19 protein-coding genes and 1 riboswitch are annotated in these 18,160 nt (G+C 51.6%); of the genes, 8 read left to right on the forward strand and 11 right to left on the reverse strand.

Annotated features, from left to right (window positions below; translation table 11 throughout):
* Positions 1–65: 65 nt before the first annotated feature.
* From QP339_RS03030 to QP339_RS03055, 6 genes are all read left to right on the forward strand, one after another.
* Positions 66–593, forward strand: a complete 528-nt coding sequence (locus tag QP339_RS03030) for a hypothetical protein (RefSeq protein WP_284910365.1) — start codon at positions 66–68, stop codon at positions 591–593.
* 161 nt (positions 594–754) lie between these two features.
* Entirely contained in the window at positions 755–913 is a 159-nt protein-coding gene (locus tag QP339_RS03035) for a hypothetical protein (protein ID WP_284910366.1), read from the forward strand.
* The gene (locus QP339_RS03040; RefSeq protein ID WP_284910367.1) at positions 883–1,491 is read left to right on the forward strand and encodes a helix-turn-helix transcriptional regulator; all 609 of its coding nucleotides are present in this window, start codon (positions 883–885) and stop codon (positions 1,489–1,491) included. The genes QP339_RS03035 and QP339_RS03040 overlap by 31 nt, the downstream gene beginning before the upstream one ends.
* A 95-nt stretch (positions 1,492–1,586) precedes the next feature.
* Positions 1,587–2,504, forward strand: a complete 918-nt coding sequence (locus tag QP339_RS03045; protein ID WP_284910368.1) for a ChbG/HpnK family deacetylase — start codon at positions 1,587–1,589, stop codon at positions 2,502–2,504.
* Positions 2,488–3,969 (forward strand): alpha/beta hydrolase domain-containing protein, encoded by a 1,482-nt coding sequence (locus QP339_RS03050; RefSeq protein WP_284910369.1) that lies wholly within the window; start codon positions 2,488–2,490, stop codon positions 3,967–3,969. The genes QP339_RS03045 and QP339_RS03050 overlap by 17 nt, the downstream gene beginning before the upstream one ends.
* A gap of 2 nt (positions 3,970–3,971) precedes the next feature.
* Positions 3,972–5,357: an MFS transporter gene (locus QP339_RS03055; protein ID WP_284910370.1), complete on the forward strand. Its 1,386-nt coding sequence runs from the start codon at positions 3,972–3,974 to the stop codon at positions 5,355–5,357.
* Between the two features lie 69 nt (positions 5,358–5,426).
* Here the strand turns inward: QP339_RS03055 and QP339_RS03060 are convergent, their stop codons facing one another.
* The 4 genes from QP339_RS03060 to thiM all read right to left on the reverse strand — a co-directional run bounded on the left by QP339_RS03060 (position 5,427) and on the right by thiM (position 9,104).
* A complete protein-coding gene (locus QP339_RS03060) occupies positions 5,427–6,563 on the reverse strand; it encodes a haloacid dehalogenase-like hydrolase (RefSeq protein WP_284910371.1) in 1,137 nt (378 codons plus the stop codon).
* 208 nt (positions 6,564–6,771) lie between these two features.
* Positions 6,772–7,560, reverse strand: a complete 789-nt coding sequence (gene thiD / locus QP339_RS03065; protein ID WP_284910372.1) for a bifunctional hydroxymethylpyrimidine kinase/phosphomethylpyrimidine kinase — start codon at positions 7,558–7,560, stop codon at positions 6,772–6,774.
* Positions 7,561–8,271, reverse strand: a complete 711-nt coding sequence (locus tag QP339_RS03070) for a thiamine phosphate synthase (protein WP_284910373.1) — start codon at positions 8,269–8,271, stop codon at positions 7,561–7,563.
* Positions 8,271–9,104 (reverse strand): hydroxyethylthiazole kinase, encoded by an 834-nt coding sequence (gene thiM, locus QP339_RS03075; RefSeq protein ID WP_284910374.1) that lies wholly within the window; start codon positions 9,102–9,104, stop codon positions 8,271–8,273. Before thiM ends, QP339_RS03070 begins: the two co-directional genes overlap by 1 nt.
* A 66-nt stretch (positions 9,105–9,170) precedes the next feature.
* Positions 9,171–9,259, reverse strand: a riboswitch (TPP riboswitch).
* 473 nt (positions 9,260–9,732) lie between these two features.
* On the opposite strand from thiM, the gene QP339_RS03080 reads away from it, so the two are divergent.
* Positions 9,733–11,148, forward strand: a complete 1,416-nt coding sequence (locus QP339_RS03080) for a YfcC family protein (protein WP_284910375.1) — start codon at positions 9,733–9,735, stop codon at positions 11,146–11,148.
* Positions 11,149–11,162: 14 nt separating this feature from the next.
* The gene (locus tag QP339_RS03085; RefSeq protein ID WP_284910376.1) at positions 11,163–12,329 is read left to right on the forward strand and encodes a M20 family metallopeptidase; all 1,167 of its coding nucleotides are present in this window, start codon (positions 11,163–11,165) and stop codon (positions 12,327–12,329) included.
* Positions 12,330–12,899: 570 nt separating this feature from the next.
* On the opposite strand, the gene QP339_RS03090 is transcribed toward QP339_RS03085, so the two are convergent.
* From QP339_RS03090 to QP339_RS03120, 7 genes are all read right to left on the reverse strand, one after another.
* The gene (locus QP339_RS03090) at positions 12,900–13,223 is read right to left on the reverse strand and encodes a hypothetical protein (RefSeq protein ID WP_070620534.1); all 324 of its coding nucleotides are present in this window, start codon (positions 13,221–13,223) and stop codon (positions 12,900–12,902) included.
* A 156-nt stretch (positions 13,224–13,379) separates the two neighbouring features.
* The gene (locus tag QP339_RS03095; protein ID WP_284910377.1) at positions 13,380–14,120 is read right to left on the reverse strand and encodes an amino acid ABC transporter ATP-binding protein; all 741 of its coding nucleotides are present in this window, start codon (positions 14,118–14,120) and stop codon (positions 13,380–13,382) included.
* A gap of 3 nt (positions 14,121–14,123) precedes the next feature.
* Entirely contained in the window at positions 14,124–14,852 is a 729-nt protein-coding gene (locus QP339_RS03100; RefSeq protein ID WP_284910378.1) for an amino acid ABC transporter permease, read from the reverse strand.
* A 22-nt stretch (positions 14,853–14,874) separates the two neighbouring features.
* Positions 14,875–15,819, reverse strand: coding sequence for a glutathione S-transferase C-terminal domain-containing protein (locus tag QP339_RS03105; protein WP_284910379.1), 945 nt, complete (start codon positions 15,817–15,819; stop codon positions 14,875–14,877).
* Positions 15,820–15,830: 11 nt separating this feature from the next.
* Positions 15,831–16,790 (reverse strand): glutathione S-transferase family protein, encoded by a 960-nt coding sequence (locus QP339_RS03110; protein WP_284910380.1) that lies wholly within the window; start codon positions 16,788–16,790, stop codon positions 15,831–15,833.
* Positions 16,783–17,247, reverse strand: a complete 465-nt coding sequence (locus QP339_RS03115; protein WP_284910381.1) for a GNAT family N-acetyltransferase — start codon at positions 17,245–17,247, stop codon at positions 16,783–16,785. The genes QP339_RS03110 and QP339_RS03115 overlap by 8 nt, the downstream gene beginning before the upstream one ends.
* A 12-nt stretch (positions 17,248–17,259) precedes the next feature.
* Positions 17,260–18,144, reverse strand: coding sequence for a transporter substrate-binding domain-containing protein (locus QP339_RS03120; protein WP_284910382.1), 885 nt, complete (start codon positions 18,142–18,144; stop codon positions 17,260–17,262).
* Positions 18,145–18,160: the final 16 nt, after the last annotated feature.

Here is an 18,160-nt window from a genome sequence, read left to right on the forward strand (position 1 = left end):
CAAGCCGTCTTTACCTGCTGTTAAAGTGACTTTGCTATAGTAGAATCATGAAAGGGAGTGACAGGATGTCTGCGATAAAACGAGCGCTAGTAAGCGGCTTTTTGGTCCTATTAACAGCTTTGCCCACGGTATTTGCAGAGGAAGTGGAAGACCAAGCGGCTGACCAAGGACGGCCGGAAGATTTTCCAAGCTTAGAAATGGACCGACCCTCTATGGAAGAAGAGGCGGGCTTCGTTCCCCAAGAGGAGGAGAGCCAGGAAGATGACCTGCCTCCCACTCAGGCACCTGAAGCACCCACAGCAGAGCCACCAGCTAGCGAGCCAAGCGATGATTTGGAATTAGCCCAACCGGACAAGGCCCCACTTGTGCCACGGCGGTCGGTGATCTGGTCGCGACCACTTGATCAGGGAGACCAGGAGGAAGAGCCCCTCCCGAGTCCTAAGCAAGCTAAGCTTCCGAAAATAGAAGCCGAAGTAGACCATTCTGAGCTTCCAAAGGTGGGTGCAAGTAGTAAGAAGTTTCAAGTTGGCTTATGGGCCTTGCTTACTGCTTTCGTTTTGTTCTTAGTTAGCTGCCTTGAAGATTATATTTAAGTATTAGTGAGCTGCTCCTAATGTATTTGGGGTGGCTTTTTTTGTGTCTAATATAAGCTGAGAAGGAGCAAGAAGAGGGCAGATAGGTCAGTAATTGGAGGGGTCAACATTCCATTTTGTGACTTTTTGTTTTATACTTCACAGGTGAAGGAGGCGTAAGCATGGCTAAAGACCAATATTTACTAGCAGAGGATGCCTTTATCCGTAAGACCCACCGGCTGCGGGAACTTTTCTTTGAAGCGATTCACCAGGCTGACCAAGACCAGCTCAAAGTCTTGCTCAAGGGGAGATGCGGCCGCTCTTTTATAATCGCCGTTTAGGTCTCTTAGACCGGGTCCAGGGGTCTTCTTTACGTTCGCTCAAGAATCTCATGCTCTCCCATAATTCTATGATGGCTCTTGAAGCTGAGCGGGCAGGCCTTGACGCTGCCTTGTCTCATCACCTCACCGAGAAATTTGCCATTATCATTGAAAAAGCCAGCGAGGAAGAGGACTTGATCCGCCTCCATGATGAGATGGCCATGGAATATGCTCGCTCTGACCTGCGTCAGATCAAGGGCAGGGAGCTCTCATCTCTAGTGGAAGCGGCGGTTAACTTTATCGACCGCTACTACAGCCAGGACATTAGCATCCAGGGACTAGCTGAGCACCTATTCACTAGCCGGGAGTATTTAGCGCGGTGCTTTCGAGAGGAGATGGGGCAGTCACCTTCCCACTATCTTCAAGATAAGCGCCTAAATGAAGCCAAGCAGCTCCTCCGCTTCTCCAAATTGTCCATAGCGGAAGTGGCTAGCCTGATTGGTTATAAGAATGGCCAGTACTTTAGCCGGATCTTCAAGCAAAAAGTCGGCTGTTCACCAAGCCACTACCGCAAACAAGGTCACAAAAGTACACAATAAGGTCACAGCATGTAATGTGAATGCTTTCTCAATAATGTTAAACTATCTTTAACAAGAAGATGTAAGCGTTTTAATATATAGAAGGAGCAGTCAAAATGAATCCAATCATTGAAAAATTAGGCTACAGTGCCGATGAAAGGCTGGTCGTAGTCCACGCCGATGATGTGGGGATTACCCAGGCCTCGATCGATGCCTACGAGGATTTGATGGCACTGGGGACCATCTCCTCGGGCTCAGCTATGGTACCTTGTTCCTGGTTCCCTGAAGTCGTTCAGCGGGCCAGCCAGCATCCGGAATGGGATCTGGGCCTTCATCTAGCCTTCAACGCTGAGTACAGCGGCTATAAGTGGCGGCCTTTGTCGACCTCGGACCCTGCTTCAGGCTTCGTCGATGAACTAGGCTACTTCGTCCAGGACAAGCACAAGGTCCAAGAGACAGCCGAGCCGGCAGCAATTGCGGTAGAGATTGAGGCCCAAGTCCAGCTGGCCCAGGCTATGGGTTTAAGCATTTCCCATGTGGATACCCATACTGGGACTTTGTGGAATAAGAAATACATTCAACCCTACCACGATGTCTATGATGAGCATGGTATCCTGCCAGTCATCTGCCGGCACCGGGAGGACAATCCCATCTTAGAAGAGATGATCGGGCCGGATAATTATCCAGAAGAAGAGCTGAAGACCTGGCAGGCAGAAGGCTTCCCTCTGATGGATGGCATTTCGGGCATGCCGGTGGAACATACTTATGACCCCGATGACCGCTTTAAGTTAGCGCAAAAGATCCTCAAGGCCATTGAACCGGGCCAACTGACCCACTTCGCCTTCCACCCCATGCGGGATACGCCTGAAGCCCGGGCTCTCAACCGCTATGAAGGTGGACGGATCGGTGATTACCTAGTCTTTAGCCGTCCTGAAATGAAAGAATTCATGGCAGATGAAGGCATTCGTTTGATTTCATACCGAGAAATTCTAGGAGCTGTGAAAGGAGAGTCGAGTGATGACAACAGTAAATAAGGTCGTAAAAGAAGCAGTCAAGCGACCAGTCAACTGGGAGGGCCCGCTGCCAGTAACAGCAGATAGCCACCCCTTCTCGTCCATGGCCTACGCCCGTGAGCCCCTGGACTTGTCAGCATATGGCTATGTCGAAGAAGAGTACTTGCAGGCTGGTCAAGCCAATGTCTACCAAGACCTGGGCCAGGGCCTAGCCCTTAAAGACCAGGACCTGGACTATTGTACCCGCATCATGGTGCGTAAACCTATCCAGGCTGACCAATTTTCTGGCCGGGTCTACTTGGATATCTACAATGCCTCTAACGGCTATGATATCGAGGACATTTGGCGGCGGAGCTACCAGCATATTTTGGAAAATGGGCATATCTATATTGGGATCAGTTCCAAACCTATTAACGCCTTATCTCTAAAGAATTTTGACTATGGGCGCTATGAGAAGATTAACTGGGCTAGCCGCCAAGCTGCGCCTCAGCCAGTTACAGTTAACCAACAGATGTCCATTCCGGGAACGGAAGAAGGTTTGGTCTGGGATATGATCAGTCAATTAGCTTGGAGCATGCGATCGGACCAGGCCCCCTTCCTTGAAGCTTTGGATCTTAAAGAACTCTATCTCACTGGCCAGTCTCAATCGGCCATGTATCTAAACACTTACTTGTATTATTTTGAAGATAGTCTTAGCCAGGGCTTTGACCAGCCTCTTTTTGATGGCTATCTCAGTGTGGCCGGTTACGGCGTCATGCGAACCTTAGACCAACAAGATGATGAGGAAAGAATGTTTGCTGTCCGTGAGCAGCAATTCAAGCCTAGCCAAGTGCCTGTCCTCTACCTTTCTTCAGAGGGGGATATTAACTTATTCGGTCCCATGAAACCATCAACAGTTAAGACAGAGACTGTGAATCCTATGAGCCGCCACTATGAATTGGCTGGCTCACCCCATACCGACCCGGCTTCACCCTTGATTCCAGATAATAGTGAAATCGCTAAGACTAAGAATCCACCCAAGATACTGGATGGGGAATATCACTATACCGTTAACGACCTTCAATTAGCCTACTATGTTAACAGCTGCATAGAGTGGCTCCACGATTGGGCTATTGAGGGACAGGAAGCACCTGCCAGTCAAGTCATTGACCGCGATGACCAAGGGCAAGTCTGCCGGGACGAGTATGGCAATGCTGAAGGCGGCTTGAGGAGTCCCTATGTGGATGTTCCCATTGCCCACTATCATGCTAATGCCCAAGCAGATGAGTCTCAGATTGACCAAAATGTGGGCAATGTCAACGGATCGATGACCTATTTTACAGAAGATGAATTGGCAGACCGCTATCGTGATGGGGACGATTATTTGGAACAATTTAAGCAAAGGCTGGATCAGGCGCTTGAAGCTAAAGAAGTGACAGCAGCTGATGGTGAACGCATGCGTTCCTGGGCCCAAGAGATGGCTCAGAAATTATGGAAGGATGGTTAAATATGGCCGAAAATACTATCAAGAAGACCAATAAACCGCCTTTTTCTTGGCGGGATGAAGTGGGCTATATCTTTGGAGATATGGCAGGTTCTTTCGTTAACTTATTTATTGATGCTTTCTATCTGACTTTTTGTACTTATGTTCTGGGTGTGAGTCCTATCTTCATGGGGAACCTCTTTCTAGTCGCCCGCCTCTTCGATGCCATTAATGACCCGGTTATTGGCTCCTTCCCTGACCGCTGGCGGCTAGGGAAGAAGGGGGACAAGTTCAAGCCCTATATTAAGATTGCCATGTGGCCGCTTGCCCTTGCTAATATCCTCTGCTTTACGGATGTGTCTAGCTTTAGTGATACGGCCTTACACGTTTGGGTCAGCTTTGCCTATGTCTTGTATGGGGTCTCCTATACCGGAACTTCCATGCCTTTCGGTGCTATGGCCAACGTTATCACGGACAAGCCTGAAGAACGGACCAAGCTATCACGGGCCCGCTCAATTGGTGGGACCGTAGTTGGCTTTGGGGCCCTATCGATTGTCCCTCTCTTTGCTTGGGATGCCAACAATGCCCCAATCCCTAAGGCTTTCTTCATTATTGCGGTTGTTTTCGCCATTCTTTCGCTCTTGGGCTATACTGCCTTAATGAATATGACCCACGAGCGGATTGCAGAAGCGCCCAAAGAAGAAACTTTCAACTATTCGCTTGTGATTAAGGATGCCTTCCGCAACCGTCCTTTAATCGGTGTCATGGTCGCAACGGTTGGGTCTCTGATCTATATTACAGGCAATAGCCAACTCGGACAGATCATGTTCAAAGAGTACTACAATCGACCTGATATCCTCGCTTATGTGAACTTTGCCTCCTTATTCGTTCTCCTAGTCGCCCTACCCACCGTTCCTCGCTTGGCTAATAGCTTGGGTAAGCAAAAAACGATCCTCTTTGCGGTAACAGGAAACTTCATCCTGTCACTCTTCTTGATGCTAGTTCCGATTGCTAACCCTTATCTCTTTGCCGCCCTGTTCATTATCGCCAATATTGGACAGACCTGCTTTACCATGCTGATCTGGGCACTGGTTTCCGATTGTTTGGACTACCATCAATTTAAGTTTGGTTATCGTAGCGATGGTTCGCTCTACTCTATCTATACCTTCTCGCGTAAGATTGGCTCGACCCTGGCTTCGACCCTAGCCAGCTATGCCCTAGCAGGAATCGGCTTTGTGTCTGGAGTTGCTGCCCAATCAGCCGAAGTTTCCCAGCATATTCGCTTGCTCTATACAGCTGTTCCGGTTGTGACGACTATTCTTGAAATCATCGGGATTGGTCTCATCTTTAACTTAAATAAAGAAAAAACAGACGCCATTTATGAAGAGCTCCAAACGGAACATCGTAAATAATAAAGAAAATAAATCAAAAACGGACCTCAGTCAGAATTTTTCTGCTGGGGTCCGTTTTTATAAAGACAATTATTCAGCTAAAGAGTGCTCGCCTTTGAAATCACTTGCATAGAGCACGGCTTCTTGCTTGCCTAGGGGAATGGTGGTTTGGGCGGAACGGAGTTGGCCTGTATTTTCATCCCTACCCTGGACGAAGTAGGTTGAAGCAGGATCTTGTGCGGTTCGGACCAGGTCCTGGGTCGCGTTGTCCTGGTAGCGGTTGAAGAGGACTCGGGCCTGGGTCTTGTCAAAGGCGGTCAGCATGGCATAGTCGCCCATAGAATCGCCAAAGACCATGAGGGGGTCTTTGCTGTCATGGCGGGGCTGGATCAGGTCTTGGATGCAGTCCACCTTGCCTTGGCCCTTAGTGACGTAAGTGCCAGCTGCGACTTGGTCTGTCAGCCGCCCATTGGCATCGCAGGCAATCTCCATGCCGAAGATATCTTCAGGAGCGATGGCATAGTCACCGAGCACAACGGCCATTTGAACTAGTAGCCGGGGACTGGCCGAGACGATATAGGGCCGGATCCCATGGTCGGTCAGGCAGGCGAAGAGCTGGCGGACCTCCTCAGGAAAGTTGAGCCCCGATTCAAAGGTCGCTTGGACAGGACCGGCTAAGCCAGGATGGTCGCTCGAAGACTGGAGGATGACCTGGTCGAAGGGAGCTTGTAGGTTGCTTTGGAGGGCAGCCTGCCCAATCTGGCAGAATTCTTCGGGCAGGAAGCCCTTGAAGAGATAGGTCGGCCAGGTCTGACCGGCAACCTTGTCAAAATGGGTATTGATCAGGTTATAGAAGAGACGGAGCTTGGCCGCAAAGCTAGCATAAGCGGGTTGACTTTTGACATCATCCTGGTGGTAGAGCTCACGGTAGAGAGTATCCAGGTCTTGAACCAAATTGGCCAGGCTGAGCTCGGGTCGGTTGAAGAAAGTTTTTTGGTAGTCAAAAGGACCGGAGCTGAGCGTCTGGCAGAAGTCATCGGGCGTCAATAAATAGGTGAACTGGTCCAGCATGGCCATCATCAGGCTATCTTCAATATCGTTGAAGACAGAGGTATTATCAAAGTCAAAGACCGCATAGTGGCCGGCATGGCTGTAGTTGGTGATGAGATCTTTGAGTTTGCGGTGAAGACTAGCTTCCAAGTTGCCTTGGGGGAAATCGATTGGCATAGGGATCTCCTTTCTTATTTTTATGTATTGTAGCAGAAGGGGGAGGGGAACTTCGTAAATTTACCATTAATTTACATTAAATTTACGGGGGGTTAATTTTGTTATGAATGATAAAGATAAGCGGAATGGATGCTCACCAATAATGTAGTACAACATCAAAAGACCAGCCCTCTGTTTCTTTAGGGCTGGTCTTTCGCATAGCTTAATCCTAATTTTTCTGATAGCGATAAGCGTGGTTGAGCGGCCCATGTCCATGGCCGAGGTCCAAGCCAGCAGCAATGGCGCCTGTGAGATAGGCCTTGGCTTTTTGGATGGCTTCTTTTAGGGGGTAGCCTTGGGCCAGATAAGAGGCGATGGCGCTAGACAGGGTACAGCCCGTCCCGTGGGTGTTAGGGTTGTCGACGTGGGCAGCTTGGAGCCAGTGCAAACCGTTCGCGTCGGCAAGGACATCCCAAGCCTTGCCTTTGAGGTGGCCGCCTTTGACGAGGACGGCTACTTGGTAACGGTCGGAGAGGGCCTTTGCGGATTCTTCCATACTGGCTTCGTCTGTAACTTCTTGCCCGTAGAGGACGCTGGTTTCTGAGAGGTTGGGCGTGATGATCTTGGCCAGGGGAATCAAGTCTTCCTGGAGGGATTGGACCTGGTCGGAGGCGAGGAGGCTAGCGCCGCTGGTAGCTACCATGACCGGGTCGAGGACGATGTTTTTGAGCTGATAGTCCTGGATCAGGCGGGCGATGCAGCGGATAGATACTGCATTTCCTACCATGCCAATCTTCACAGCATCAGGCCGGATATCGTCGCACACACTGCGGATCTGGGCTTCTAGGAGCTCGGGCGAGACAATCTCACTGGCTTGGACGCCCAATGTATTTTGGGCGGTGATAGCCGTGATGGCGGTCATGCCAAAAGTTCCCGTGGCTTGAAAAGTTTTGAGGTCGGCTTGGATGCCGGCACCGCCTGAGGAATCGGAGCGGGCTATGCTTAAGGCAGTTTTCATTTAGTGCTCCTTTCGATATTGCTTCCAGCTAGATACGAGGTCTTTGGCGGCCTGGCCAGGATCTTCGGCAGCGGTGACAGCCGAGATAACGAAGAAAGAGTCGACCCCGGTCTGGGCCAGGTCAGGCAGGTCAGCCAGAGTCACGCCGCCTCCTATAGTGACAGGGATGGGGCTTACCTGGGCGAGCTGCTCCAGTTCATCGTAGGTCCGGGTAACCAGGTCCTGGCCTTCGAAGTGGCCTGCTTCCGGCTTGGATGGGGAGGCGTGGAGAGGGCCGGCACCAAAGTAATCGACTTCGCTGACATCTTCATGTTTCACATAGTCGATTAATTCGAGAGCCGTGGCAGACAGACCGATAATAGCATCGGGACCTAAGTATTTCCGGCAGAGGGCGACGGGCAGGTCGGTCTGACCAACATGGATCCCGTCCACCTTGGCACCGGCTTCACGGGCCGCCAGCACCACATCTAATCGATCGTTGACGACCAGGGAGACCTTGTCCTGGAGGCCCATTTTTTTAATCAGGTCAGCTGCTTGGATGGTGAGTTCAATCCAGGGTTTGGCGTCGAGAATCTTGGAGCGAATCTGGATGAAGGTGAAGCCCGCCTCCAGGGCCAGCTGGATGATGTCAAGGGGCGACCGGTCGGGAGTATTTTCAGGACCGATGATGAGGTAGGCAGAGAGGTCAAAGTTTTTTCGTGCCGACTTCACTAGGCTTCCTCCTCTCTCTGACAAGGATTAGAAGCGATGGCTTCGGGGCTGGCTTGGTAGAGTTCATCTAGTAAGTGCATTTGGAAGGAAGCGGGGCCTTGGGCTTTTTGGGCGGCACGTTGACCGGCATAGTTGAAGGCATTGACACCGCTTAGGGCAGCGGTGAGAGGGTCGGCCTTAGCGGCGTAGACTGCTAGCAGACCACCCAGGGCACAACCGGCGCCCGTAATATGGCTCATGAGTTCAGAACCTCCAGAAGAAGCGTAGACAGCCTGGCCATCGGTGACCAGGTCCACTTCACCAGAGACCACGACCGTACCGCCTGTTTCTTGGGCGAGGAGCTGGGCCGCTTGTCGGGCTTCCTGGGGCGTATGCAGGCTGTCGACTCCTTTGTTAGCGACGGTCTGTTCCTTACCGAGAAGCCCCCAAGCCTTGGCCAAGCCCATAATTTCACTGGCATTGCCCTTGATGATTGTGGGCTTAGCTTCCTGCATGCCACGTAGGAGTTCCGTGCGCAGACCGCCCATGCCTACAGCTACGGGGTCGAGAATCCAGGGCTTGCCGGCTGCATTGAGGGCCTTGATCGTGCGCGGGATGCTCTCCTGGTAGAGGGGAAAGATGGTTCCCACGTTGATGTAGAAGGCTTCTCCGGCTTGGGCCATGGCTTCTCCTTCATCCGCCATGTAGACCATAGCTGCCGAGCCACCCGCCGCGATTTGGGTATTGGCTACTAGGTTAATGGTCACGGTATTGGTGATCGAGGGGACCAGGGGCTGGCCCGCCTTAACCGCCTCGACACAGGCTTGGATCGCATGCTGCATTGATTCTTCCATAATGAATTCCTCCCATAAAAAAAGACAATCTCATTCTTTTGAGATTGCCAATTAGCCGCACCTAGCCACACGAAAAAATATCTTCCCTACGCAGGCATTATCCTGACAGGTTCAATGAGTCTAATCTCAGCCAATTGGCACCTCAATTTTTTCTTTATTTACAGTCACTTTAAAACAAAGGCTGGTCCTTGTCAAGGAAGATATTGTGTCGGTTTAATCGGGAGTGCTCTCGTAAGTTGTCGGGCCCCTATTTGCACTCAGGGGTCAGCGAAGGCAAGTTGGCTATTGGAATTTGCTTTTAGAACGGCTGAGGACAAATAGCCGACTAGAGTTTGTCTTCAGGGCCTATCGAATGCAGATAGCCAACTTCAATTTGACTTCAGGGTTTGCCTAGCGCAAATAGCTATTTTCTATTTGCTCTCAAACCTGGTGCACGCAAATAGAGGAGTGCAAGCCTTGCTCCAAGCATCCAAAGCTAATCGCTCTTGTTCACACCCTGTACTTATGATAAAATCTGAACTGATTGTGTTGTACATTGGCCTGGATTAGTGAACTTTATGGTAGCGCTTACATAGATAAACTAAGGTGAATGGCAACAGGATACACTAGATAGAAATGAGCGAGTATTGTGAGTAGATTGTGGTCAGATATGCGGGAGCTCCGGGTCCCGCATACCTATGTTTTGTTGTTTGCTTTTATTGTGATTGCGGCTCTGATGTCTTGGGTCGTGCCAGCGGGGGAGTTTGCCCGGACTATGGTGGATGGCCGGGAGGTGATCGACCCGGAGTCCTTCCGCTATGTGGCCCAGCAGCCCCAGGGAATCTTTGATATTTTAAAGTCTCTGCCAGCTGGTTTTGAGCGGAGCCAACATATTTCTTACTTCCTATTTATCGTGGGCGGTGCTTTTGGCGTGATGAACCAGACCGGAGCTATTGAAGCGGCGCTCAGCCGCCTGGTCCACGCCTTGCGAGGAAAGGAAACCCTAGTGATTCCGTCCGTTCTTCTGATTATGGGGATTGCGGGGTCGACGATTGGTTTGAGTGAGGAGACCATCCTCTTCATTGCCCTGGGCGTGACTCTGGCTCGGGGCATGGGCTATGACGCCCTGGTTGGTGTGGGGATGATCGGCCTGGGCGCTGGTCTGGGCTTCACCTCGGGCTTTATGAATCCTTTCTCAGTTGGGGTGGCCCAGTCCATCGCTGACCTGCCCCTCTTCTCGGGGATTGGCCTCCGCCTAGTCCTCTTCGCAGTCGTTTGGCTGTCGACAACCGTTTACCTGATGCGCTATGCGAAAAAAGTCAAATCGGATCCCACCCAGTCCATTGTCTATGAGGAAGAGCAAGCGGCCAAGGCTGAGGAAGCGGCGGAAGGCAAGACCAGTGAGACCCTAGCCTTTACCCGCCGCCAGCAGATTATTGCAGCGATTTTTGTGCTGAGCTTCGTGGTGATTGCGGTCGGCGTCATCGGTTACGGCTGGTATATTACGGAGATCGGCGCGGTCTTCATCGGCGCTGGCATCCTAGCCGGCATGGTTGGCGGCCTAAAAGCCGGTCAAATTGCGGATGGCTTCATCGAAGGGGCCAAGGATATGGTCTATGCCGCCTTGATTGTGGGCCTAGCCCAGAGCCTGATTGTCATTCTCGAAGACGGCATGATCATCGATACCCTCATCCATGCCATGTCGGACGCCATCGCTAACTTGCCAAGTGTCCTGAGTGCCGTGGGGATCTATGTGGTCCAGGTGATCATCAATTTCTTTATTTCTTCAGGGAGTGGCCAGGCGGCGGTCACCATGCCGATTATCGTACCCCTGGCCGATGCCCTGGGCGTGACCCGGCAAACCGCTGTCCTCTGCTACCAATTGGGCAATGGCTTCCTCGATTCCATCATGCCCATGTCCGGCATCCTCATGGCCCAGCTCGCCATCGCTAAGGTCCCCTACAGCAAGTGGGTCAAGTTCGCCATGCCCCTGATGTTAATCTGGCTCTTAATCGGCCTGGTCTTCGTCATTGCAGCGCACCTGATGGGCTACGGTCCATTCTAGAAAGAAGGTATATTATGGGAAAAGAACAACTAAGCAAAATTTGCGCAGACTTAAGAGAAGAATTTCAAGCCTTGAGCGATTATATCTACGCCCATCCCGAGCTTGGACTGGAAGAGTATAAGTCCTCCCAGGCTCACGCTGACCTCTTGGAAAAACACGGCTTCCAAGTTGAAAAACCTTACCTGGGCTTCGAGACCGCTTTTCGGGCGACTTATGATTCCGGCAAGCCCGGCCCAACAGTGGCTTATCTCTCAGAATATGATGCCCTGCCCGAAATCGGGCATGGCTGCGGCCACAACATGTTGGGGACAGTCGACACAGGGGCAGGAATTGTCCTATCCAAGGTCCTCGCCGAAACAGGCGGCCGGGTGGTGGTCTTAGGGACGCCTGCCGAAGAAACGGACGGAGTCAAAGTGGACATGGCAGCCGCTGATACCTTCGATGATATCGATGTGGCCCTGTGCACCCACCCCTCCGACGCTAATACCAAGAGCGGCCCATCGCTAGCCATGCAAGCCTTGGAGTTTGAATTCTTCGGTAAGAATGCCCACGCCGCGGCGGCACCCTGGCAGGGGGTCAATGCCCTTGACGCAGTGATCAACCTCTTCAACTTGGTCAATGCCCAACGCCAGCAGATCCTACCGACCGCCCGCGTCCACGGGGTGATCAAGGATGGGGGCGAGGTCGCTAATGTGATCCCCGACTACACCCGGGCGCATTTTTATGTGCGGGCCCGCGATAAGGCCTATGTCCAAGTCCTGCGCGAGATGATGATCCGCATGGCGGAGAGCGCCGCCCAGGCAGCTGGCTGTCGCATGAAGTATCGTAACTATGAGAAGACCTACGACGACATGGTCACCAACCAGCCCCTGGACGACGCCTACAACGCCAACGCTGAAGCCCTAGGTGTGGAGATGTTAGATCCCGATCCCAATGAAGTGGTCGGATCCCTAGACATGGGCAATGTCAGCCATGTCGTGCCCGCTACTAATCCTTACTACGGTATCACTAACGGCCAAAAAATCTCCGGCCACATCCCCGAATTCCGCGACTGTACCAAGACAGAAGCCGGCTACCAGGCCATGATGACTACCATTGAAATCCTGGCCCGGACCGGCTACGACGTCCTCAGCGATCCTGAGCTGCTTAAGGCCATCCAAGCAGACTTTGAAGCAGAATAAGCAATCAAAAAAACAAGCCGGTATTCTCCCCAAGCTAGGGAGGGAACACCGGCTTGCTTTGTCTTTCTTTGTTAAATCATGCGGGTGAGCATTCGTTGCGCTTTTGTATTTGGAGGTGCATGCTAATGGGGTGAATGTTCCTATCACGAAACAAGTTTCAAAGCTTTAGTAGGCTTAGAAGATCCAGCTAGGGAGTATTTTCGCAAGTTGCCGTCTCTATTTTCACACAAAGCTTTCGAATGTAAACTGCCAGCTTCTATTTGCTTTCAGACCATCCGAGTGCAAATAGCCAGTTTCAATTTGCTTTCAACCCTGCCGAATGCAAACTGTCGCCTTCAACTTGCTTTCAGACCAGCTGAGAGCAAATAGCCGGCCTCTATTTGCTTTTGAGGCAGCTGCGCGCAAATAGGAATAACGAAATAAGTAGGCAGGTGTTCTTCCCAAGCTAGGGAGAACACCTGCCTACTTTCTTTCCTACATGGCTTAATCGAAGGGGGTTGTCAACTAGGTCTGGTTGGATCATCTTGAACAAGGGCAAATTCTGATAGGAGATATCCAGAAGCTCTCAATTTAACCCCCATACCTGCAGGGGAGATTGAGATCCTGCATTTTGCCCGAGGGGAGCTGGAGGTCGGTGAGCTCTTGGTTGACTTGGCGCAGGGCCTGGAAGTAGTCGATATAGGGTTCATTTTCTTGAGTCCCTTGTAAGTCAATGAAATGGTAGCGCCGGGCCTTGATCGTCGGATCGCTGGTTAAGGGCAGGTCAAAAATCTGGGCAATCTCTTCGTCAGGTTCTGCTTGGACCTTGGCTTGGTTGAGTTCAGGAATGGGTTCGGCCTGACAGGCAAAAAGAAATAGGCAAGCGGTAGCGAGGCTTAGTTGACCTTTCTTCATAATTAATCCTCCCTGGAAAAGCTTCTAAGTCTAGGATAGGGCAGCGCTTACAGGCTGTCAAATGAGAAGGTAAGGGTAATTTATAAGCGAAAAACTCGCCCAATTTGGAGAGAAATCCAAACGGGGCGAGTCTTGCTTGTGGGAGAAGCTGTATAGTTAATATCTTTCTTTGACTTTGGAGAAGAATTGTTTGGCCCGGTCGCTTGTGGGCTGGTCGAAGACTTGGTCGGCGGGGCCGGCTTCGAGGATGTGGCCTTGGTCGAGGAAGAAGACGCGGTCAGCGACTTCGCGGACGAAGGCCATTTCGTGGGAGACGAGGAGCATGGTATAACCAGCTTGAGCGATTTCCTTAATGACACTGAGGACCTCGCCAACGAGTTCAGGATCTAGGGCAGAGGTAGGCTCATTGAGAAGAAGGAGCTGGGGCTCAAGAGCAATGGCTCGAGCGATCGCAACCCGCTGCTGTTGCCCACCAGAGAGTTGGTGGGGGTAGTGGTTCTCATAGCCTGCCAGGCCCACCCGGTGGAGTTCCGCCTTGGCCTTGGCTTGGGCCTGGTTAGCAGGAAGCCTCTGGACGGTTACTAGAGCTTCGGTCACATTCTCAATGGCAGTCTTCCGCTTAAAAAGATTGAACTGTTGGAAGACCATGGCTGTCTGGCGACGGATTTCGGTAATCTCATCTGTTTTTTGGCTGGCGAGCGAATAAGACTCGCTATCAAACTTAATCTGACCCTGATCAGGCGTCTCTAAGCGGTTGAGACAGCGGAGGAGGGTCGACTTGCCGGTGCCGGAAGGTCCGATAATGCCAACCACTTCGCCTTTTTGGATATCGAAGGACAAGTGGTCCAAGACGGTCTTATCGCTAAAGGACTTGGTCAATTCTTTAACAGCAATCATAGCTTAGGCTCCCTCCTTCACTTGGGGTGCTTGGTCAGGTAGTTCGAGACGTTTTTCAATCAAATAGAAGATCAATTCGAGGAGAATGGTGACCAACCAATAAATAAGAGCTAGTGCGATATAAACTTCGAAATAACGGTAGGTCTGGCCCCCGATAATCTTCCCTTGGGCGGTCATTTCCACCACGCTGGTCACGAAGGCCAGAGAAGTTCCCTTGACCAGAGAGATCAGGGAGTTGCCGAGCCCCGGGATAGCGATGGTTAGGGCTTCTGGGAAGAGGATCCGTCTGAAGCACTGGCCCTTGGTCATTCCCACCGAATAGGCAGCTTCAATCTGCCCCTTGTCAACAGACAGGAAGGCCCCGCGGAAGATCTCGGACAGGTAGGCCGACTGGTTGATGCCCATGGCTAGGATGGCGAAGACATAACCTGGAATGCCATTGACATTGAGCTGCCAGCCGAACTGGGCGTTGAGGTACTTCAAGAAGAGGGGCAGACCGAAGTAGGAAATATAGAGCTGGACGATAATCGGTGTCCCGCGCACAAAGGAGACATAGAGCCGGGCCAAGGGGGTTAGGATAGGAAGTTTTTCTAGGCGGATGAGGGCGATAATCACACCTAGCGCCAGCCCCAAGACCATGGCGAGAGCCGTTAATTCTAGAGTGACGGGTAGGCGGGCCAGAAGTTTGGGGATAGCTTCTAACATATAGTTTAAGTCAAATAATTTCTCCAAGGTAGAACTCCTTTGCAATCAATTAGTTGATCGGGGCCTGCTGCCAAGGCGTAAGGTCAGGCCCCTTAGGCAGGATGTTGTGGCTGTTGCCGAAGAGGGCTTTGAGGTGGGGCGACCGGTAGTAGGATTCCTTGATGAAGTCAAAGTCGGTCGTCCGGCCAAAAGCAGGGATCTGGTAGAGGTCTCGAGCATAGCGCCAGAGATGGGGGTAGTCTCTGAGCCGACGTTCGCGGCAACGAAATTCATCATAGTAGACCACGTCGTAGCGGGCCAAGGAAGGGTAGAGTCTCAGATCGGCATCGGTCAACTGGTCTCCGCAGAGATAGCGACTTTGGCTCAAGCGATCTTCTAGAAAGTCTAAAATTTCAAATAAGTTATCATAGGCTTGCTCGTAAGCCGACTGATTCTCCGCAAAGCCAACCTTGTAGAAGCCAACGTTAATTTCTTCATAGATGAGTCGGTTGAGCCGGTCAATCTCTGGACGGAGGGCTTCAGTGTAGAGGTCAGGGGCAGTCTTAGCGTGGAAGTCTTGCCAGACAGTCTCTAGCTGCAGGGTCAGGGTCTTGTGGTCATTGTTGACCGCCTGACCACTGCGCAGGTCGACCATGAGTGGAACCGTGGGGCGGAGGTCATAGTCCGGAAGGCTGCGCTGGTAGAGTTCCAGGGTTGACTTGGCACCAGTTAGCGGGTCGCGGCCACTGGGATAGTCGGAGAAGACCCAGCCCTCGTCTGTCCGGTAGGGGCCGGTTGCAGAGATCGGAATAATCGTGTCCAAGCCCAAGAGGTGAATGGCAATCACGACTTTGTGGGCATGGGGACAGGCGGGCATCCAAACCAGCTGGTAGCGATTTGCTTCCGGTATCAAGCCCCCTGCTTCATAGGAGAAGGGGGTGGACAGGACATTGCCCTGCTGGACGAAGGACCCATCAGCCTGAATTTCCTTAGCGAAGACAGGGTGTTTGCTCATGTTTAACCTCCTTAGTTGAAACGGTCACGGTCATGGGGCTCATTCCAAATGGACGTATCAGGCCCCTTAGCCAGGATGTGGTAAGGATTGTGGCCGACATTACCCAGTGAATAGCCCATCTTGATCTGGGTGAAATCAGTGGTTGAGCCAAAGCCCGGTGTCTGGTAGAGGTCCTTGGCATAGTTCCAGATGTTCAGGAAGTCGATGATGCGGTTGCGGTTGGCCTTGAATTCAGGATAGTAGGACACGTCGAAGCGGGCCAGGGTCACATAGAAGCGGATGTCGCTATCCGTAATTTGGTCACCGAAGAGATAGCGCTGTGTGCTCAAGCGCTCTTCCAATTGGTCCAAGCGGTTGAAGAGCAAGTCGTAGTTCTCTTCATAGGCTTCTTGGCTTTGGGCGAAGCCGCACTTGTAGACCGCATTGTTGACCTCGTTAAAGAGCATGTCGTTAAATTCGCGGATCTCAGCTTGGAGGGCCTTAGGGAAGAGGTCCGGCGCTCCTTCTTTGTGGAAGGGCTTGAATTCTTCTTCCCAGTAATAGGTGAGGTTGAAGTAGTCATTGTTGACCACCTTGCCCGTTTGCGTATCGACAACAGTTGGCACGGTAGCCCGACCTTCATAATCAGGATCCGTTGTAGCGTAGATTTCAGGCAGGTATTTATAGTCAGAGCCTGGTAAGATGCCCCCATTAGGATCTTCAGAGAAGTCCCAGCCGGCATCTGTTCGGACAGGTTTGGCAGTGCCCAGAGAAATCACATCTTGGAGGCCCAAGAGTTCACGGGCGATCACAGACCGGTGTGCCCAAGGGCAGATGGGGGCCCAGAGCAGGCGGTAGCGACCGGCTTCAACCGGCAATTGGCCTTGTCCATCACCGAATGGAGTGTCAAAACGGTTCTTCTGGCGGACAAAGGCACCAGATTCACTGATTTCATGGGTATCTTCTCTACGCGCAATGTGGTCTTTAGTCATGATTATCGTCTCCTTTACTTGGTGAGTAGTCTTTAGCGACTAAGATACAGTCAAAAGGTGGTTCGCCGGTCACTTCCTGGCTGATGACTCGGTAGCCTTGTTTCTCATAGAAGGCCTGGACAGCTGTCCTGGAATTGATCAAGAAATGTTGGCAACCGGATTCGGCCAGCCAGGCTTCAGCGGCTTGAACCGCTGCCCGGCCGTAGCCATGCCCCTCCTGAGAGGGAACAGTGGCTACCCGTTCAATCTGGCCGGTTTTGGGATCAATCTGACGGATCCGGCAAGTGGCGACAGGTTGCTCGCCTTCCATGACCAGGATATAACGGCTATCCGCTCGATCATCGGCGAATTCCAGGGGCAAGGGCGCAGAGAGAGGGGCTGGGTTAGAAGCCGCAATACGGATATAATGGACACCTGCTAGCTGCCAGCCTGGACCTTGAACTCGGTGGATTTCCATCTCATTAGCCTCCTAGTTTAAGGGTTTCTCATAGTGTTCTTTGGCAGGGGTTTGGTCCTGGCCGAAGTGTTCTTCAGTTAATTTCTTAATGGTGCCATCCTCAGCCATTTCCTTGAGTACTTGGTTGACTTCATCGCGCAGGGCTTGCCCCTTGTCATTCTTAGCGAAGAGGAAGTAGGCCAAGATGGAAGAGTTCAAGTAATCCTTATCTTGGTCACTCATCGGATGGGCTTCCAGTTGGTCATAGTGGTAGTTCTCCTGGTTAAGGTTGTAGATCGGATAGTCATCGATCGCAAACTTCTTCGAATCCGCTTCAATCTGTTGGTATTTCACCGGTATTTCAGCGTCTGAGTATTCGATAGTGATCGGCTTGTCGGGATGGTCTTCGTTATACTTCTTGACCGCAGCGGTATTGTTGGTTGAAGGGTCGCCGATATAGGTCAGGCCAGCTTGAGCGGCTTGGTCGAGGCTCTCGATTTTATTATCTTTGTGGTGGATAAAGCAATACTTGGCATTGTTATAAGGGTAGGAGTAAAGATAGTTTTGAGCCCGTTCTTCGTTGTAGCTAAAGTTATTGACACCAATATCATAGTTGCCAGTATTCACTCCAGTGAGGACTGAAGGGATATCAGTGAGCTCTAATTTAAGCTCGCGATCAGGCAGGCGCTTGAAAACTTCCTTGATGACATCAATGTCATAACCGGTTAAATTATTCTGGTTGTCAACGGTGACATAGGGGGCGGGCATTCCGCCTGTTCCTGCTACGACAGTGGCTGAGTCAGCTTCGCTAGATGCTGACGAGGCAGTCGAGCTGGCCCCACTATCGGAGAGAGCACAGCCCCCGAGGAATAAGAGGCTCACAAGGCTGAGACTGAGGCGTTTGGTTAATTTATTCATAATGGGTATCCTTCTT

This window comes from Aerococcus sp. UMB7834 (assembly GCF_030215145.1).
In the GTDB taxonomy this organism is placed as follows: domain Bacteria; phylum Bacillota; class Bacilli; order Lactobacillales; family Aerococcaceae; genus Aerococcus.

What these genes read in the sequence shown, in the direction of transcription:
- QP339_RS03030 (WP_284910365.1), top strand. Translation starts at nt 66, where the DNA reads ATGTCTGCGATAAAACGAGCGCTAGTAAGCGGCTTTTTGGTCCTATTA.
- QP339_RS03035 (WP_284910366.1), top strand. Translation starts at nt 755, where the DNA reads ATGGCTAAAGACCAATATTTACTAGCAGAGGATGCCTTTATCCGTAAG.
- QP339_RS03040 (WP_284910367.1), top strand. Translation starts at nt 883, where the DNA reads ATGCGGCCGCTCTTTTATAATCGCCGTTTAGGTCTCTTAGACCGGGTC.
- QP339_RS03045 (WP_284910368.1), top strand. Translation starts at nt 1,587, where the DNA reads ATGAATCCAATCATTGAAAAATTAGGCTACAGTGCCGATGAAAGGCTG.
- QP339_RS03050 (WP_284910369.1), top strand. Translation starts at nt 2,488, where the DNA reads ATGACAACAGTAAATAAGGTCGTAAAAGAAGCAGTCAAGCGACCAGTC.
- QP339_RS03055 (WP_284910370.1), top strand. Translation starts at nt 3,972, where the DNA reads ATGGCCGAAAATACTATCAAGAAGACCAATAAACCGCCTTTTTCTTGG.
- QP339_RS03060 (WP_284910371.1), bottom strand. Translation starts at nt 6,563, where the DNA reads ATGCCAATCGATTTCCCCCAAGGCAACTTGGAAGCTAGTCTTCACCGC.
- thiD (WP_284910372.1), bottom strand. Translation starts at nt 7,560, where the DNA reads ATGAAAACTGCCTTAAGCATAGCCCGCTCCGATTCCTCAGGCGGTGCC.
- thiM (WP_284910374.1), bottom strand. Translation starts at nt 9,104, where the DNA reads ATGGAAGAATCAATGCAGCATGCGATCCAAGCCTGTGTCGAGGCGGTT.
- QP339_RS03085 (WP_284910376.1), top strand. Translation starts at nt 11,163, where the DNA reads ATGGGAAAAGAACAACTAAGCAAAATTTGCGCAGACTTAAGAGAAGAA.
- QP339_RS03090 (WP_070620534.1), bottom strand. Translation starts at nt 13,223, where the DNA reads ATGAAGAAAGGTCAACTAAGCCTCGCTACCGCTTGCCTATTTCTTTTT.
- QP339_RS03095 (WP_284910377.1), bottom strand. Translation starts at nt 14,120, where the DNA reads ATGATTGCTGTTAAAGAATTGACCAAGTCCTTTAGCGATAAGACCGTC.
- QP339_RS03105 (WP_284910379.1), bottom strand. Translation starts at nt 15,819, where the DNA reads ATGAGCAAACACCCTGTCTTCGCTAAGGAAATTCAGGCTGATGGGTCC.
- QP339_RS03110 (WP_284910380.1), bottom strand. Translation starts at nt 16,790, where the DNA reads ATGACTAAAGACCACATTGCGCGTAGAGAAGATACCCATGAAATCAGT.
- QP339_RS03115 (WP_284910381.1), bottom strand. Translation starts at nt 17,247, where the DNA reads ATGGAAATCCACCGAGTTCAAGGTCCAGGCTGGCAGCTAGCAGGTGTC.
- QP339_RS03120 (WP_284910382.1), bottom strand. Translation starts at nt 18,144, where the DNA reads ATGAATAAATTAACCAAACGCCTCAGTCTCAGCCTTGTGAGCCTCTTA.